The organism is Cupriavidus sp. GW822-FHT06G04 (genome assembly GCF_058799075.1).
Map to the genome: position 1 here is coordinate 88,335 of NZ_JBXALD010000001.1, position 16,497 is coordinate 104,831.

Sequence of the window (16,497 nt, forward strand, 5' to 3'; positions counted from 1 at the left end):
GCCATGCGCAGACTGATCGCGCTGTGCCTGCTCGCCTTGACGCTGGCCGCGCCCGCGTGGGCCGCCGACGGCTTTGTGGCCGTGCCGCCATTGACCGCGCGCGTAACCGATCTGACCGGCACGCTCAGCGCCGACCAGCGCAGCGCGCTGGAAAACGTGCTGGCCGAATACGAGCAGCAGCGTGGCAGCCAGATCTTCGTGCTGATGCTGCCGACCACCGAACCGGAAACGCTCGACGCCTACAGCATCCGCGTGGCCGACGCATGGCGCGCGGGGCGCAAGGGCATCGACGATGGCGTGATCGTGCTGATCGCCAAAAACAACCCGCCCGGCCTGCGCAAGATGCGCATCGAAGTAGGACGCGGCGTGCAGGGATCGCTGACCGACGCGATGTCCAACCGCATCCTGCAGGACGTGATGGCGCCGCACTTCCGGCAGAACGATTTCTATGGCGGATTGGCGGCCGGCGTCTCGGCCATCCAGGCCACCATCGACAAGGAAGGACTGGCCGCGCCGCAGCGCAAGGCCGCGCAGGGCAACGTCGTGCTGGGCGACTGGCTGCCGGTGCTGTTCTCCCTGGCGATCATCGTGTTCTTCTTTCTGTCGGCGATGCTGCGCCGCGGCGGCAGCCCGCATATCGTGACCGGCCGTCGCGGCTGGCCCACCGGTACCGCGGGCGGACTCGGCGGCATGACCGGCTATGAGATCGGCCGGCGCTGGGGTGGCGGTGGTGGCGATGGCGGAGGTTTTGGTGGCGGCTCCGGCGGCGGCGGTTTCGGCGGCGGCGGGGGCGGCGGGTTCGATGGCGGCGGCGCGTCCGGCAACTGGTAACGGGAGCATTCGATGCAACAAACTTCTGCACCGCGTCCGCCGTTGCACCTTTCGCTCAAGCGCACGCTGCGTCATCTCGGCCATGGCACGCGGACGGCGCGCAAGGCGTTTCCGCGTGACGCGCGACACCAGTTGCAGGTGGCCGTGCACAAGGGCGAACAACATCATCGCGGCGAAGTGCGCGTGGTGATCGAGGCCAGCCTGCCGCTGTCGCTGGCGTGGCGCGGCGCGTCGCCGCGCGATCGCGCCCGCGCACTGTTCGGCGCGCTAGAAGTGTGGAATACCGAGGATCACTCGGGCGTGCTGCTGTATATCAACCTCGCCGATCACGCCGTCGAACTGCTGGCCGATCGCGGCATCGACGCCCGCGTCGATCCGCGCCTTTGGCACGGCATCTGCAATACGCTGGCGCAGGGCCTGGCGCAAGACCTGTCGGTCAAACCCGTGCTCGCCGCCATCGCCCAGATCCATGCGCTGCTGACCGAGCACTTTCCGGCCGATGCTGGCCGCAATCCCAACGAACTCGACGACCGCCCGATCATCCTGTAGGCGGCAGGAGCGCCCGAAACGCTAGGGGCGTTTTTCCATCAGGTACCAGATCGCGGCCAGCACCTGCACGGCGACCAGTCCGGCCCACACCATCATGTGCGCCGACACCGGATAGTGGCCGCCCGTGGCGGGGAAGAAGTCGAGCACGAAGCCGATGCCGATCTGGAACACGAAGGTGGCCAGGAACACCGTCAGCGTCATCGCCGTGGTGGCGCGCCCGATCAACGCATCGGGAAAGCGCCGTGCCAGCAGCGCGTAGGTCAGGATGCCGCTCGATCCGAACACGCCGTAGGCGCCCCACAGCAGGCTCAGCGGCACAAACGGCAGCCGTGCCATCAGCAGCAACTGGATCACGATGAAGCTCATCATCCCGAAACCGGCAAACGCATACAGGCTGATGCCGCGCCGCTCCAGATGGCGTGCGGCCCAGCCGGCGCCCACGCAGCCGGCCATCATGGCCATGCCGATCACGGAAACCAGCCGCGCCGCCTCGCCCGCGGCCAGCCCCTGCACGTCGCGCATGAAGGCGCTGACCCAAAGCGTCTGCACGGCAAGGAAGATGCCCTGATTGAGCAGCGTCAGCGGCACCACGCGCCAGAAGCGCTCGCTGCCCAGAATCTGCCGCGTGCCGCGCATCTGCTCGGCAAAGCTCTCCTTGCCCACGCGCTTGACGTCGGGCACGCCGAACCACAGCAGCACGGCCATGCCGAACGACACGACCGCCATGCCCACGCTGACCGTGCGCCAGTCGGTCCACGACAGCAGCCAGGACAGCGGCGTGCCGACCACCACCGCGCCCAGGCCGCCGATCGCCATCACCAGCCCGTTGAGCAGCGGCATGCGCGAGAGCGGAAACCACATCGACAGCGCCTGGATCGCCGCGCCCAGGCACACCGAAACGCCGACGCCGATCATCGCGCGACCGGCGGCCAGCCCGGCCATGCCAGGCGCGGTGGCAAACACCAGCGACCCGGCCACGGCCAGCATCAGCAGCACGGCCTCGGTGCGGCGCGGCCCGAAGCGGTCGAGCAGAATGCCGGCGGGCAACTGCGCGCAGGCAAAGCCCAGGAAGTAGAAGCTCGTGAGCAGACCCAGGTCGCCCGCGGTAAGTCCCAGTTCGCGCGTCAGATACGGCGCGAAGCCCAGATTGACGCCGCGGAAGATGTACGACACCAGGAAGCCGAGCGAAAAGAAAGCCAGCACGCGCCAGCGTGCCGGTGAGGCGTGATGGGGTTGCGAGGCCGAAGTGGCCGAACGCGTGGAATTAACGGTGGATGCATTCATGCCCAGCATTGTGATCACCGTCGTGGTGCAAGACCAGCGAAAGATACCCGCAGCAATTGTGAGTAGAATTTGACGACTTATGGAAAACCATGGCTGCCAACCGTCCTCCTCACCTACCTCCGCTCCAGGCCTTGCGCGCACTGGAAGCCGCCACGCGGCACCGCAGTTTCTCGCGTGCAGCCGAAGAGCTGGCGCTCACCCACAGCGCCATCAGCCACCATATCCGCGCGCTCGAGAGTAACCTCGGCACCAAGCTGTTCCGGCGCACGGGCCTGTCGATGACGCCCACCAGCGCCGGCGCACGGCTGGCCGAACAGGTGCGCGGCGCGCTGGACCAGCTCGAGGCGGCGCTACGCGAAGCCAGCGACGTCGCCGCCCCGCCCGTGGTGCGGCTGCAGGTCAGCGTGATGGCCGATCTGGCCAACGCCTGGCTGATCCGGCGGCTGCCCAGCCTCCACGCGCAAGCGCCGGAACTGGATCTGCATCTGCGACTGCATGCGGAAATTTCGCCGCCCGATCCGTATTCCGTCGATGTCGGCATCTGGCACCAGCGTGTCGATCTACCCGGATTCGAGTGCCACAACCTCATCGAAGACCATGTGATCGCGGTGGCCAGCCCCGCCCTGCTGGCCCGGTATCCCGGTTTCACCATCGCCGATCTGCCCAACCTGCCGATGCTGCGCTTTGCGCTGCGGCCATGGCGCGACTGGCTGGTACTGGCCGGCCTGCCGCCCGACGAACCCGAGCGCGGCCCGATCTTCCAGGACGCCGGCCTGATGCTGCAATCGGCCGTGGCGGGACTGGGCGTGGCCACGGCGCGGGCGCAACTGGCGCACGACTATCTGGCCAGCGGACAGCTTGTGCAGATCGGCACCACGCGCATTCCGTCCAGCCTGCACTACTGGGTCACATGGCGCGAAGGCAATCCGCGCGAAAAGGCCATCCAGCGCTTTCATGCGTGGCTGCGCGAGCAGGTTGCAGAATCGACATGGCCGTCTCGCACCTGAAACATCTCTCGCTTATGGCGTCCGTTATGTGGACATAGCGGACGCTTCCTACGTCTAACAATAAGCGTCACATTTGGCGCGAGGATTCGGAACGGAAAGAGTCGGCGCCCGCAGGACCGTACGCTGCGCTTGTTTATGCGCCTGGTCTTGACCAGGCCGTCTTTTTTTCGAAGAATCGACCGCACGTCATTGCCACTGCGCGGGAAATTCCATGAAGTTACGCATCCTCAGCGACATACATCTGGAACACAACACGCCCGACGCCGTGCCCGATTGCGCGGCCGATCTGGTCATTCTGGCCGGCGATATCGCCAACGGCCGCGACGGCATCGACTGGGCCGCGGGCGCGTTCAGTGCGCCGGTGGTCTATGTGCCCGGCAATCACGAATACTACGAAAGTGCGTTCGACAAGGTGGACCGCCTGATGGCGGACGGCGCGGCGGAATCGGGCAACGTCACGCTGCTGAACGGCGACGTGGCCGTGATCGAGGATGCCCGCGGCCAGCGTGTGCGCGTGATCGGCACCACATGGTGGACCGACTACTGCCTGTATGGCGAGAACCGCATGGACGAGGCCATGGAGGCCTGTTCGCGCGTGATGGTCGACCATCGGCTGATCGCGACGGCGGGCGACGACGGCCAGCACCGCATGTTCACGCCCGCTGACGCGCTGGCACGCCACCAGGCGGCCACGGCATGGCTGGCACAAACGCTGGCGCAGCCGTTCGATGGCAAGACCGTGGTGGTCACGCATCACGGCCCCGACCTCGGCAGCCTCGACGCCCGATATGCGCACGACGTGGTGTCGGCCGGATTCCTGTCGCGCCGTCCCGATCTGGTTGCGCAAGCCGATCTCTGGATCCACGGCCATACCCACACCAGCTTCGACTACTGGATCGACGACTCCCGCGTGGTCTGCAATCCGCGCGGCTATATTTCCCGGCGCAGCGGCGCGCCCGAGAATCCGGTCTTCGACTGGAGCAAGGTGGTCGAGCTCTGAGCGGCAATCCAACGGCGCGGCGCAGGCAACGGCTGCGTCGGCGCTCTCGGGCGCATCGATTTCTGCATCGCCAGCAACTTCATCGACACGCCGCTTCACCCCCGGCGCGGCCGCCATAAAGAAAAACCCCCGAGGGCTTGCGCCACTCGGGGGTTTTTTCTGACAGGCTGGTTGGCCCGGCAGTCCGGCATGAATTACATCATGCCTTCCATGCCGCCCATGCCACCCATGCCGCCCGGCATTGCCGGAGCCGACTCTTCCTTCGGCGTTTCGGCCACGGCGCAGTCGGTCGTCAGCATCAGCGAAGCCACCGAAGCGGCGTTCTGCAGCGCGGTGCGGGTCACCTTGGTCGGATCCAGCACGCCCATTTCCACCAGGTCGCCGTACTCGCCCGAAGCGGCGTTGTAACCGTAGTTACCCTTGCCTTCGATGACCTTGGCCACCACGACCGAAGCCTCTTCACCGGCGTTCAGCACGATCTGGCGCAGCGGCTCTTCCATGGCGCGCAGCACGATCTTGATACCGGCGTTCTGGTCGGCGTTGTCGCCGGTCAGTGCCGAGATCGCAGCGCGGGCGCGCAGCAGGGCCACACCACCACCGGGGACGATACCTTCTTCCACGGCAGCGCGCGTGGCGTGCAGTGCATCTTCCACGCGGGCCTTCTTTTCCTTCATTTCGACTTCGGTGGCAGCGCCAACCTTGATCACGGCAACACCGCCGGCCAGCTTGGCCACACGCTCTTGCAGCTTTTCACGGTCGTAGTCCGAGGTGGCTTCCTCGATCTGGGCGCGGATCTGCTTCACACGGCCTTCGATCGCGCCTGCATCGCCCGCGCCGTCGATGATGATGGTGTTTTCCTTGCCGATCTCGATGCGCTTGGCCTGGCCCAGGTCCTGCAGCGTAGCCTTTTCCAGCGTCAGGCCGACTTCCTCGGCGATCACGGTGCCGCCGGTCAGGATGGCGATGTCTTCCAGCATGGCCTTGCGGCGGTCGCCGAAGCCCGGGGCCTTGACGGCGGCGGTCTTCAGGATGCCGCGGATGTTGTTCACCACCAGCGTGGCCAGGGCTTCGCCTTCCACGTCTTCAGCGATGATCAGCAGCGGACGGCCAGCCTTGGCCACTTGCTCCAGCACCGGCAGCAGATCGCGGATGTTCGAGACCTTCTTGTCGAACAGCAGCACGAACGGGTTGTCCAGGGCGACAACCTGCTTTTCCGGGTTGTTGATGAAGTACGGCGACAGGTAGCCACGGTCGAACTGCATGCCTTCCACGACCTCCAGCTCGTCGGCCAGCGACTTGCCGTCTTCGACGGTGATCACGCCTTCCTTGCCAACCTTGTCCATCGCTTCGGCGATGCGCTCGCCGATCGATGCATCGCTGTTGGCCGAGATGGCGCCAACCTGGGCGATTTCCTTGCTGGTGGTGGTCGGCTTCGACAGCTTCTTCAGCTCTTCGACGGCGGCGCCAACGGCCTTGTCGATGCCACGCTTCAGGTCCATCGGGTTCATGCCGGCGGCAACGAACTTCATGCCTTCGCGCACGATCGACTGGGCCAGCACGGTTGCGGTGGTGGTACCGTCACCGGCGTTGTCGCTGGTCTTGGAAGCCACTTCCTTGACCATCTGCGCGCCCATGTTCTGCAGCTTGTCCTTCAGTTCGATTTCCTTGGCCACGGACACGCCGTCCTTGGTCACGGTCGGGCCGCCGAAGCTGCGCTCCAGCACCACGTTGCGGCCCTTCGGGCCCAGGGTCACCTTCACTGCGTTGGCGAGGATGTTCACGCCTTCGACCATCTTGGCACGTGCGGCGTCGCCGAACACTACGTCTTTTGCTGCCATGTTCTGAATCTCCGAATCTGGGATGGAGCGCCCCGCCTGGGCGGGGCGATCTGAAAATTGGGTACGACTGAAACGAGAGACCGGCGTCGCTTACTTGTTGACGACAGCCATGATGTCTTCTTCGCGCATGACCAGCAGTTCCTGGCCATCCACCTTCACGCCCTGGCCGGCATACTTGCCGAACAGCACGCGGTCACCCACCTTGACGTCGAGGGCGATGCTGTTGCCCTTGTCATCCTTCTTGCCCGGGCCGATGGCGAGCACTTCGCCTTGATCGGGCTTTTCGGCTGCATTGTCGGGAATCACGATGCCGGACGCGGTCTTGGTTTCGTTGTCCAGACGCTTCACGATCACACGGTCGTGCAGAGGACGCAGGTTCATACGGACTCCTAGATACAAAAAGTGAGATTTGATTCACAAATGGCCGTCATGGTCAGGCGGCCATCAAGTTTTCAGTCTACCGCCGGGGTCGGCTGTTAGCACTCTCCCCCAGGGAGTGCTAATTATAGGGACGGGGTGAGTCGTTTTCAAGACAACGACTTAATGGGGGTATACCCGAGGCCGCGTGGGAATTGCGTCGATCCCCGCGACACCCTACCCTGCGAGGCGTCCGGCGTGTCGTCGCAAACCCCCGCCGCCGCGTTTGCCTGTGTGGCGCCGCGCGCGCCGCGCACCGCCTCTCGTCCCACCGCACCTTACCCGTCCGACGCCATCGTCATGTCAAGTCTCGCCATCGGGCAGCGCCGCATCGCGTCGCGCTGTCTTGCCATGTTTTGCCTTCTGCTCGCGCTGGTCGCGATGCGGCAGGCCCACGCGCAGGATCCGGCCAGCCCGCAAGCGGCGCGGGCCGCACCCGACGGCGCCCGCCCGCGGGTCTGCGTGGTGCTGTCCGGCGGCGGCGCGCGCGGCTATGCGCATATTGGCGTGCTCAAGGCGCTTGAGCGCATGCGCGTGCCGGTCGACTGCATTGCCGCTACCAGCATGGGCGCCGTGGTAGGCGGGCTGTACGCCAGCGGGATGTCAGCCGATGAACTCGACGCGCGGCTGTCGCGCACCAATCTGAGCGACATCGTGTTCGACCGCAACGAGCGCGCGCAGCTGCCGCAGGCGCTGCGCGAAGATGACTTCCAGTATCCGATCGGCATCTCCGCCGGGATCGGCGACGGCCGCGTCAAGCTGCCGGTGGGCCTGGTGCAGGGCAACAAGCTGTTTACGCTGCTGCAGGACTGGACCGCCGCTTGGCCCGGCGATGTCGATTTCAACACGCTGCCCACCCCGTTCCGGACCATCGCCACCGACCTGGGCACCGGCGCGCCAGTGGTGCTCAGCCGTGGTTCGCTGCCGCGCGCGATCCGGGCCAGCGTGGCCGTGCCCGGCCTGTTCGCGCCGTTCAGGCTCGATGGCCATACGCTGGTCGATGGGGGCCTGGTCAGCAACCTGCCAGTGCAGATGGCGCGCGACATGGGCGCCGAGGTGATCATCGCCGTCAACGTCGCCACGCCGCTGGATGATCCTGCCACGCTCGATTCGCCCGCGGCCGTCACGCAGCAAATGGTGACGATCCTGACCAACCAGAACGTGGCGCAGCAGAAGGCGCTGCTCGGCGCGCGCGACATCCTGCTGGAACCGGACCTGGGCACGCTGTCGTTTGCCGATTTCTCGCACGCCAAGGACAGCGTGCAGCGCGGCTACGACGCCGCGCAGGCCATGGCGCCAAGGCTGGCCGCGCTGGCGCTGCCGCGCGAAGCGTGGGACAACTACCTGACCGCGCGTGCCACCCATGTTGCCGCCAACGACCCGCGCCATATCGACGCGATCGAGGTCCACACGTCGGGCCGCATCCCGGCGTCCTATGTGAAACAGTACCTGCGCGCGCGCGAAGGCGACCGCTACGACACCGCCGCGATCAATCACGATCTGACGCAGCTGGCCACCAGCGGCGATTTCGAGAGCGTGACGCAGGACGCGGTGACCGAGAACGGACGCACCGTGCTCAAGGTGGACGCCCAGGAAAAATCGTGGGGACCGCAATTCCTGCTGTTCGGCTTCGGCATGTCCACCACCTTCGACGGCAAGGGCGCGTTCAACCTGCAACTAGGCCACCGCTATCCGTGGCTGACCCAAAGCGGGCTGGAATGGCGCAACGATATCGTGCTGGGCAGCAACCAGGCGAAGTGGCATACCGAACTGCGCCAGCCGGTGTTCGACCGCCTGGGCTTCTATGTGGCGCCGTATCTGGAATATGGCCGCAAGCATGTCGACATCTATCCGGACAACAGCCGCGACCGCAACGCCACGCCGGTGACCGCCGTGCGCGTCGACACGGCGATAGCCGGCCTTGACCTCGGCATGCCGCTGGGCCGTCTGGGAGATTTCCGGCTTGGCGCAAATTACCAGCAGGTGCGCTACCGCTCCGATTACCTGCTGACCAACGCACGCGGCGGCCAGTTCAACAACAGCTACGTGCGGCAGCCGGTGGTACGCGCCCAGTTGACCATCGACCAGCTCGACGATCCGCTCTATCCGCGCAAGGGCTACTACCTGTTTGCGGTGAACCAGTTTTCGTTCGGCGGCGCGAACAACACCTATGACGATGTGCACGCCAAGGCGTTGTGGGCTGGCAGTGTCGGGCGGCATACGCTCAATATCGCCGCCGAAGGCGCGATGACCTACAACGACCATCGCACCGACCGCAGCGTCAGCGGCGGACTGGGTTTCACGCTGGGTGGATTCCAGCGGCTGTCGGCGTACGCGCCGGACCAGTTCTCGGGCAACTATCTGCTGTACGGTCGCCTGACCTACCTGAACGAGTTGCGCGAATTCGTGCTGCCCGGCCTGCGCACCACGGTCTTTGGATCGAGCCTCGAAGTCGGCGATGTCTGGCTGACGCGCCGCAACTTCGGCAGCGGCCCGTACAAGTCGAGCGCCAGCGTGTTCATCGGCGGCAACAGCGTGATCGGGCCGCTCTACTTCGGCTTTGCGGCGGCGCCGGCCGGTGTGTGGAACGTCTATCTGCAGTTGGGCCGCGTGTTCTAGGTCGTCGCGGCAGCCGGTGTATCGGCGGGGAATCGGCCATGCGATTCGGGCGAGTCGGGCGATTCGGCGGCATAGCACGCGATGCGCCGGCCGGCGGCCGGACCCGCCGTCGAACCCACCGACGGCTTAGCCCGGCAGCGCCTCGGCGCTGGCCTCGGACATGGCCGAGCGGTATTGCACCGCGCCGATGCGGCCGTTGCGCAGCCGCAGTGTCTGCGTGCCGTGGCCCTGCATCGGCACGCCGTCTAGCAGGTACGACACGGCGATATCGACTTCCACGTTCTGCCCGTCGATGCGCGGCGCGCCCGCCACGTCGATGCGCACCGTGTCGCCGCTCAGTTGGGCAATCCGCTGGAACAGGCCGATCACGGCATCGCGGCCGTTGTATTCGCCGGCCAGTGGATGATTGCCGAGGTGTGTCCAGACGATGTCCGGATCGAGTTGCGAGTACAGCGTTTCGAAATGGCGCGTGGTCAGCGCCGCGAGGTAGTCGTGCACCAGTGCCGCCACCGCTTCGGCCGACATCGGCGCTTCGACCGCGCGCCGCGCGCGCATGCGGCCCGCCGATGCGTCGAGGCCGAGAAAGTCGAGCACGCTGGCCATGACCTGCTCCCGATCGTTGTCGACGCAGATCATGTGATAGCTGTTCTCGACGATCACGCCCGTGGCCTGCGGCACGTTGGTCAGCAGGAAATCGGCCGAACGCGTCGAGGTCAGTTCGTCCTCGCGCGCATGCACCACCAGCGTCGGGCACGGCACGCGCCGCGCACCGTCGAGCACCCAGCGGCGCAGCCGGTCGACCTGGCGGATGCAGGTGAGCGGCACCCAGCGGTAATGGAAATTGTCGCCGCGCTCGAACTTGGCCTTGACCACGGCGCGCACCAGATCGCTCTTGATGCCGAACGGCTCGTTTTCCTCCACCCGGATGCGCGCCGGCAGCAGCGGCAGGCGATAGACCACATGGCGCAGCCAGCGGTACGGCGGCGTGGACCAGCCGTCGATATAGACCGGCGTCGACAGGGCCACCAGCCTCCCCTTGCGATGCTGGCGACGTTCGCACAACGCCACGGCCAGCAGCGCGCCCATGCACATGCCGATCACGTGGAAGGTTTCGTACTGGTCCACCAGCGCGTCATACGCTTCGGCAACCGTCGCCATCCATTGCTCGGCCCGCACGGAAAGAAGATCCGCGGGCGTGCCGCCGTGGCCGGGCAGCGTCACCGCGTGCGTTTCCACGCCCGCGCGCCGCAGCACCTTGTGCATCGGCCCGAGGTCGTACTGTGTGCCGCCAAGACCGTGGATCAGCAGGGCTCCGGTACGCGGAGCCGGGTCGATCGTCATGCCGCGCGCCGTCCCTCGGTGTCATGCGAGGACACGATGCGCCAGGCGCCGGCAATCAGCGCCACCGAATCATCCCCATCGAGCAGCGGGCCGCTCATGTCGACCACCGTCGTCACGGCCCCGGCCGGCAGCATCAGCCTGAAGGTCAGGTCGCCGCGCGCCTCGCCGTCGCTTTCGCGCAGCCAGCGGCGGCGCACCTCGGCGCGATCGTCCGGATGCACGCGCGCCAGTACGTCGTCGAGCGTGGCCAGCGACGCTTCGGCCAGGCCAAACGCGCGTTCGACACTGCCGCTCCAGCGCAGCCGTCCGCTATGCGGATCGAGGTTGTAGACCAGTTGCCCGCTGGCAGCCAGCGCCAGCTCGACGTCGTTCTGGCGGCTGGCGGCCTGCTCGTGCAATTGCTGGCGCGCCGTGCTCAGCGTGCTGATCAACAGCGTCAGCAAGGCCGCGACGGCCAGGTACAACTGCGCCACCAGCAGCGAATAGCCGTGATAGACGGCCGTGTCGGCAAAGGGGCCGTCGCCCTGCGCGGTGTTGACGAGCACCAGCGCCGACAGCAGCGCCACGGCGATCGATCCGCCCCGTCCGCCCAGCAGCAGCGCAACGATGGCCGTGAAAAACAGCGGGATATAAGTCAGCGCGTACGACACATCGAGCGACAATCGCACCACGCGCGTACCGTCGAACACGACCGCCGCGGTGACCAGCACGGCAAGCAGCGCGGCGATGCCGAACACGAATTCGCCGCTGCGGCGCCCGCCCGAGCGTGCGGCACTGAAGCGCGCCCATCCGGCCAAGACCGGCGTGACGATCAGCACGCCAACGAAGTCGGCCGCCGCCCACACCTTGGCGGTGGGCCAGAACGGCACGTCCATGAACAGCCAGAACCAGCCCGCGCCGAAGACCGCGCCGCCGACGCTGCTGACCACGCCCGCCAGCAGCAGTCCGCGCAGGAACGCCAGCCCTTCGAGCGAAAACTGCATCATGTGGACCAGCGCCACGGCCAGCGCCGCAAAGCCGATCTCGTCCAGCGAAAACAACAGCATGCGGAACGCGTCGCGCCCTTCCACCACGCCCAGCAGCATCTGCGCGGCCAGAAATGCCAGACCCAGCCCCACCCAGCGGCGCGCCGGCGCCAGCATGAAGGCTGCCACCGACACACCGGCAGGCAGCCAGATATAGCCGGTGGCGGCAAATGGCCCATTGATCTTGTGCGATGCGTAGCCGAAAACGAAATACAGGACCGCCCACAACGGCAGCGTGACGATCCGGTTCGATAGATTCACAGTTGGATTCCTGGGTGCAAGGCAAGGTACGGCGCACGCAGGCGCCGCCCTCAATGAACGGGAAATGCGGCCCGTCAGTTGACCGGGACGGGCCGTTTTTGCGCAGAAGAAAGCACAATCAGTTCAAGCCGCTGCGATCGACGTACTCGAGCGCCTCGCGCACGGCCCGACGCGCCTTGAGCACGTAGCAGACCTGGCGGTCCCGGATCACCAGCGACAGGACGTCGGCCTGCACCATTTCCTGAAAGAAATGTGCCGCGCGCCGCACCGTCAACCCGGCGGCGGTCGCCAGGGCGATGGCAGGCTGGCCCTCGTCGCCCGCCTCCAGCAGGGCGCGGCAGATTGCTGCACGGGCCGGCACCGTCAGCAACGCTAGGGTCAGGGTGCTTTCCTGGGTCTCCATGTTCTTCTCCGTCGATGGAATTGCCGCGTAGGCATCGATGATGCACCACTACGAGCCATCGCACGTCGGAAATAAGCGCCAATAAGCCGGCCGTATCGCGCATACGACGCGCAATCACTGCCTGTTGCGTCAGACGATCGATTTACGGCCCGGCATCCTCCCCGGCCGCCGCCGCGCGGCGAACGGCCGTTTGCAGGCGCGCCAATCCACGGCATGGAGAAGCGCCGGAACAGAGCGAGGCAAGGCGGCCCCAGCCTCGCGGCCGGCCAACGCTATGCCACGTCGATCGTGCCGCCCATGCTCTCGTGGCCCGATCCGCAGAAGATGTCGCACAGGAATCCATAGCTGCCGCGCTTGGTGGGCGCGGTCAGCCGCACTTGCACCGCCTTGCCCGGCGGCAGGTCGGCGCGCACGTGCATATCGGGCGCGGAAAATCCCATGATCACGTCCTCGGCGGTAATCGCCAGCAGCACGGTTTCGCCGGGCTTCAAGACGATGCGGTCTGGAATGAAGACAAAACGGCGCGCGCGCATCGCGATCACGCGCGGCGCCGCCGCATCGCCCTGTCGGATCATCGGCACCATGACGGCGGCGGCGATCCAGCCCAGCACCGTGCGCCGCCCGACCGGCTTGCCGCACAAAACGGGCGTCGTCATGGTCAGCCCCGTCCGGTGACCGGCTGCTCGGCCAGCCGGAACGCATCCGGTCCCGCCGCCGGCGTGGCCGCCACCTCGCGCCAACCCAGCCCCTGATAGGGATGCGCGGCGTCCCACGGCACCGGCAGGCGGCGCGGCTGCGATCCGGGCGGCGGCAGCGGAAACATCAACGACCGCGCGGCGTGATGGGCGATATGTCCGGTCATGCGGTGATGCTCCTGGTGGATATGGCCATAGAACACCGTGACGTTGGAATACGGCATCAGCGTGTCGATCACTTTGGCGCCATCGCGCGTGGCCCAATCCCACTGCGGATACAGGTCGAACAACGGCCGGTGGGTGAACACCACGATCCGCGCGTCGCGCCGCTGCTTCGACAGATCATCGGCCAGCCAGGCCAGTTGCGCTTCGCCCACTTGCCCTGCGGGGTCAGATACGTTGTCCAGCACGATCGCGTGCAAACCCTTGTGATCGAAGGTGTAGTGCGTGGGCCCGAACAGTTCGCGATACGCCTCGCCGTTGTCTAGGCTGGCGTCGTGCTCGCCAGGCATCAGGTGCACCGCGCCGGCGCGCAGCGGCGCGATGATGTCGCGGAATTCGCGCATGCGGCGCCGGCGTTCGGCGGCATCGTCGGTGGTGTGGGTCAGGTCGCCCGTGAACATCACGAAGTCGGGCGGCTGCGGCAGCGCGTTGACGGCGGCGACAGCCTTGGGCAGCGTGCCGCGCGCATCGGGATTGGGCGGCCCTTCGAAGCCCCAGTGCGCGTCGGACAACTGCACGAACACGAAATCCTCGTCGCGGCCGGCGGCCCAGCCCGGCAAGGCGGAGGCGAACACGGCGCCCGCCGCGGCGCCAGCCAGGCGCATCACATCGCGCCGATTCCAGTTTCGTTGCATGAAAACCTCCGTTCATGGCGTGGGTCGTGCCTGTCATACCGGGGCGCGCGCCGTTTTATTCCCTGCGGGTCTACCCCGTTGGCGCGCGGCGCGGCGCGGGAATAGAATCGGCGCAGCCCCGGTAATACGAAGGAGATGCACGCATGCCGCAGTGCCCGTTCGATCCGCTACCGAAGGACTGACTTGGACGCCGCCAACACGCGCCGCCGTTTCGAAGCCCTGGTGCTGCCGCATCTGGATGCCGCCTACAACCTTGCGCGCTGGCTGTGCGGCAACGCCAGCGATGCGGACGATGTGGTGCAGGAAGCGTTTCTGCGCGCGTTCCGGCTTTTTGGGAGCTTTCGCGGCGACCAGCCGCGCCCGTGGCTGCTGGCAATCGTGCGCAATACGTGGTTCACCACGTGGCAAAAGCGCCGGACGGCGGCGGAAACCGGCTATGACGAAGCCGCGCTCGATGCCTCGGGCGCGACATTGCCGGACTGGCACGGCGCACCGGGCGATCCGGAACAGTGGCTGCTGCGTGAGGAGGACGTGCGGCTGGTGCATGCCGCGCTGGAAACCTTGCCGGTGGCCTTTCGCGAGGTGCTGGTGTTGCGCGAACTCGAGGAACTGCACTATCGCGATATCGCACGCGTGGCCGACATTCCGGTCGGCACCGTGATGTCGCGCCTGGCGCGCGGCCGGCGCATGCTGGCCGCAGCCGTCGTAGCGCTGCGCGATGGCGCCCCGCCGCAGGCCCGGCCTGCGTCCGCACCATTGCCGGCATCGGCACAACCGGCAGGAGACACGCGCCATGGATTGCAATGAGGCCCGCCATCTGCTGCAGGCAACCGCCGACGGCGAAGTCGGCGCGGCGGACAGCGTACGGCTGGAGCGGCATCTGGAAGATTGCGACGGCTGCGTCGAAAGCCTGCGCAACCTGCAGGCCTTGCGCGCCGCCACGCGGCACGGTGCCGCCTATCATCGCGCACCGGCAGCATTGCGCGCACGGATTCTGGAAGCGCTGCCGGGCACTTCGCCCGATGCCTCGCCGGACGCCTCTTCCATCGCGGCGCAGGACGTCGCCGATATGCGCCAAGGCTGGCGCCGCTGGTTTGCATGGCCACCGGCCGCCACCGCCGCGCTGGCGGCATGCACCATCGCGGCCGTCGGCCTGAACCTGTTTCAGTACAGCACGCAGCCGTCGCCGGGCGACCTCGCGGCCAACGCGATTGTTGCCAGCCACGTACGCGGCCTGATCTCGAATCGCGCCATCGATATCGCCTCCACCGACCAGCACACGGTCAAACCGTGGTTCAACGGACGCATCGACTACGCACCCGATGTGCGCGACCTCGCGTCCGCAGGCTTCCCGCTGGTTGGGGGACGGCTCGATTATGTCGACGGTCAGCGCGTGGCCGTGCTGGTCTATCGCCGCAACCAGCACCCGATCGACGTCTTTGTGATCCCCGCCGACCGCTCGGGTGGCGCCAGGCAGCATGAACGTCAGGGATATCAGATCGACAGCTGGACGTCCGGCACGATGCGTTATTGGGCCATCACCGATGCATCGGCGGACGACTTGCGCAAGTTCATGCAGGCGTGGCGCAGCGCGCAGGGCCCGGACCGGTAAGCGTTGATGTCACGCTGTCCTCGGACCACCGTCCCAGCCGAATGTCGGGACCCAAGCTGTCATGTGAGTACACAGAGACCACGCAGGCCGGAGGGCGTCGGCGCTCAAGCTCAGCCATCCATTCCGACGTAGCCGCGCGCCTCCAGCCGCTGGCGCCTGGCCTCTTCCTTCATCGTGCGGAAGTCGATAAAGCGGTGCGCCGGTAACAGCCGCGCCACCGCGGGGATAAGATTTTGCTCGCGCAATGTCGGCGGCGGAGAATAGTGCCCGCTGCCGTTGGACCATGACACGAGCCGGCCTTGGTCAAAGTCGATCTCGCCGGCATAGAGCACGTCGGCGCGTCTGGACAAGGACGTATGCCCTTGCACACCGTATCGCGGATCGGCGCCCGCCAGCGAGCCCTGCGGGGCGCCGCAATAGATCCGCCCCGGATCGGCCGCAAGGATCACGTAGAAGAACACGCCGTGCGCAGGCGGCACGGGCGCGCCGGGTACATGCGGTAGCAGGTAATAGTGCTCGGCGCTTTTGCGCTGCAGTTCGAAGACCTGCGAAGGGCGGGCGGGGACTTGATAGCCGTCGTGTTGTACGGGGATGGGTTGCATGCGCGCGCGCGCCTCGAAAATTTCTCCGATACGGTGCAATTGATCATGCGACAGCATCTCCCACCTCTCTTTCCGATGAAACCTGGGATTGTCGACGCTGGCCTTCGCGCGGCAATTGACGCTCATCATGACGCCACTGCCCGCAAAAAGAAAGAG

General features: G+C 66.5%; 16 protein-coding genes. 7 read left to right on the forward strand and 9 right to left on the reverse strand.

The features are described 5' to 3' along the window. Positions 1 to 3 precede the first annotated feature (3 nt). Positions 4 to 831, forward strand: a complete 828-nt coding sequence (locus tag AC1RKI_RS00400) for a TPM domain-containing protein (RefSeq protein ID WP_341248634.1) — start codon at positions 4 to 6, stop codon at positions 829 to 831. Positions 832 to 843: 12 nt separating this feature from the next. Beyond that, positions 844 to 1,380 carry a TPM domain-containing protein gene (locus AC1RKI_RS00405; RefSeq protein WP_061958982.1) on the forward strand — a complete coding sequence of 179 codons (537 nt, stop codon included), beginning with the start codon at positions 844 to 846 and terminating at the stop codon, positions 1,378 to 1,380. A 21-nt stretch (positions 1,381 to 1,401) separates the two neighbouring features. On the opposite strand, the gene AC1RKI_RS00410 is transcribed toward AC1RKI_RS00405, so the two are convergent. Then, positions 1,402 to 2,673, reverse strand: a complete 1,272-nt coding sequence (locus AC1RKI_RS00410; RefSeq protein WP_084004173.1) for an MFS transporter — start codon at positions 2,671 to 2,673, stop codon at positions 1,402 to 1,404. Positions 2,674 to 2,753: 80 nt separating this feature from the next. On the opposite strand from AC1RKI_RS00410, the gene AC1RKI_RS00415 reads away from it, so the two are divergent. Next, complete coding sequence (locus AC1RKI_RS00415; RefSeq protein ID WP_061958981.1) at positions 2,754 to 3,671, forward strand: LysR substrate-binding domain-containing protein; 918 nt, start codon at positions 2,754 to 2,756, stop codon at positions 3,669 to 3,671. Positions 3,672 to 3,882: 211 nt separating this feature from the next. Next, positions 3,883 to 4,671: a metallophosphoesterase gene (locus AC1RKI_RS00420; protein ID WP_341248620.1), complete on the forward strand. Its 789-nt coding sequence runs from the start codon at positions 3,883 to 3,885 to the stop codon at positions 4,669 to 4,671. 194 nt (positions 4,672 to 4,865) lie between these two features. Here the strand turns inward: AC1RKI_RS00420 and groL are convergent, their stop codons facing one another. Both groL and groES read right to left on the reverse strand, forming a co-directional pair. After that, positions 4,866 to 6,509, reverse strand: coding sequence for a chaperonin GroEL (groL, locus tag AC1RKI_RS00425; RefSeq protein WP_061958979.1), 1,644 nt, complete (start codon positions 6,507 to 6,509; stop codon positions 4,866 to 4,868). Positions 6,510 to 6,599: 90 nt separating this feature from the next. After that, positions 6,600 to 6,890 (reverse strand): co-chaperone GroES, encoded by a 291-nt coding sequence (groES, locus tag AC1RKI_RS00430; protein ID WP_061958978.1) that lies wholly within the window; start codon positions 6,888 to 6,890, stop codon positions 6,600 to 6,602. A 336-nt stretch (positions 6,891 to 7,226) separates the two neighbouring features. Here groES and AC1RKI_RS00435 point away from each other — a divergent pair, with 336 nt between their 5' ends. Beyond that, positions 7,227 to 9,545: a patatin-like phospholipase family protein gene (locus AC1RKI_RS00435; RefSeq protein ID WP_492794337.1), complete on the forward strand. Its 2,319-nt coding sequence runs from the start codon at positions 7,227 to 7,229 to the stop codon at positions 9,543 to 9,545. Positions 9,546 to 9,671: 126 nt separating this feature from the next. Here the strand turns inward: AC1RKI_RS00435 and AC1RKI_RS00440 are convergent, their stop codons facing one another. The 5 genes from AC1RKI_RS00440 to AC1RKI_RS00460 all read right to left on the reverse strand — a co-directional run bounded on the left by AC1RKI_RS00440 (position 9,672) and on the right by AC1RKI_RS00460 (position 14,127). Then, complete coding sequence (locus AC1RKI_RS00440; RefSeq protein ID WP_061958976.1) at positions 9,672 to 10,886, reverse strand: alpha/beta fold hydrolase; 1,215 nt, start codon at positions 10,884 to 10,886, stop codon at positions 9,672 to 9,674. Further along, the gene (locus AC1RKI_RS00445; protein WP_244786829.1) at positions 10,883 to 12,172 is read right to left on the reverse strand and encodes an MASE1 domain-containing protein; all 1,290 of its coding nucleotides are present in this window, start codon (positions 12,170 to 12,172) and stop codon (positions 10,883 to 10,885) included. Before AC1RKI_RS00445 ends, AC1RKI_RS00440 begins: the two co-directional genes overlap by 4 nt. Before the next feature lie 118 nt (positions 12,173 to 12,290). Then, positions 12,291 to 12,575 carry an ArsR family transcriptional regulator gene (locus AC1RKI_RS00450; RefSeq protein ID WP_150979461.1) on the reverse strand — a complete coding sequence of 95 codons (285 nt, stop codon included), beginning with the start codon at positions 12,573 to 12,575 and terminating at the stop codon, positions 12,291 to 12,293. 272 nt (positions 12,576 to 12,847) lie between these two features. Further along, on the reverse strand, positions 12,848 to 13,231 hold the full coding sequence (locus AC1RKI_RS00455) for a cupredoxin domain-containing protein (protein WP_061958973.1): 384 nt from the start codon (positions 13,229 to 13,231) through the stop codon (positions 12,848 to 12,850). Positions 13,232 to 13,233: 2 nt separating this feature from the next. Continuing rightward, on the reverse strand, positions 13,234 to 14,127 hold the full coding sequence (locus AC1RKI_RS00460; RefSeq protein WP_227460012.1) for a metallophosphoesterase family protein: 894 nt from the start codon (positions 14,125 to 14,127) through the stop codon (positions 13,234 to 13,236). A gap of 183 nt (positions 14,128 to 14,310) precedes the next feature. Here AC1RKI_RS00460 and AC1RKI_RS00465 point away from each other — a divergent pair, with 183 nt between their 5' ends. Both AC1RKI_RS00465 and AC1RKI_RS00470 read left to right on the forward strand, forming a co-directional pair. After that, entirely contained in the window at positions 14,311 to 14,934 is a 624-nt protein-coding gene (locus tag AC1RKI_RS00465; protein ID WP_423782048.1) for an RNA polymerase sigma factor, read from the forward strand. Next, positions 14,921 to 15,739: an anti-sigma factor family protein gene (locus AC1RKI_RS00470; RefSeq protein WP_490714702.1), complete on the forward strand. Its 819-nt coding sequence runs from the start codon at positions 14,921 to 14,923 to the stop codon at positions 15,737 to 15,739. The genes AC1RKI_RS00465 and AC1RKI_RS00470 overlap by 14 nt, the downstream gene beginning before the upstream one ends. A gap of 110 nt (positions 15,740 to 15,849) precedes the next feature. On the opposite strand, the gene AC1RKI_RS00475 is transcribed toward AC1RKI_RS00470, so the two are convergent. Further along, positions 15,850 to 16,470: a hypothetical protein gene (locus AC1RKI_RS00475; protein ID WP_150979466.1), complete on the reverse strand. Its 621-nt coding sequence runs from the start codon at positions 16,468 to 16,470 to the stop codon at positions 15,850 to 15,852. Between the last annotated feature and the right edge of the window lie 27 nt (positions 16,471 to 16,497).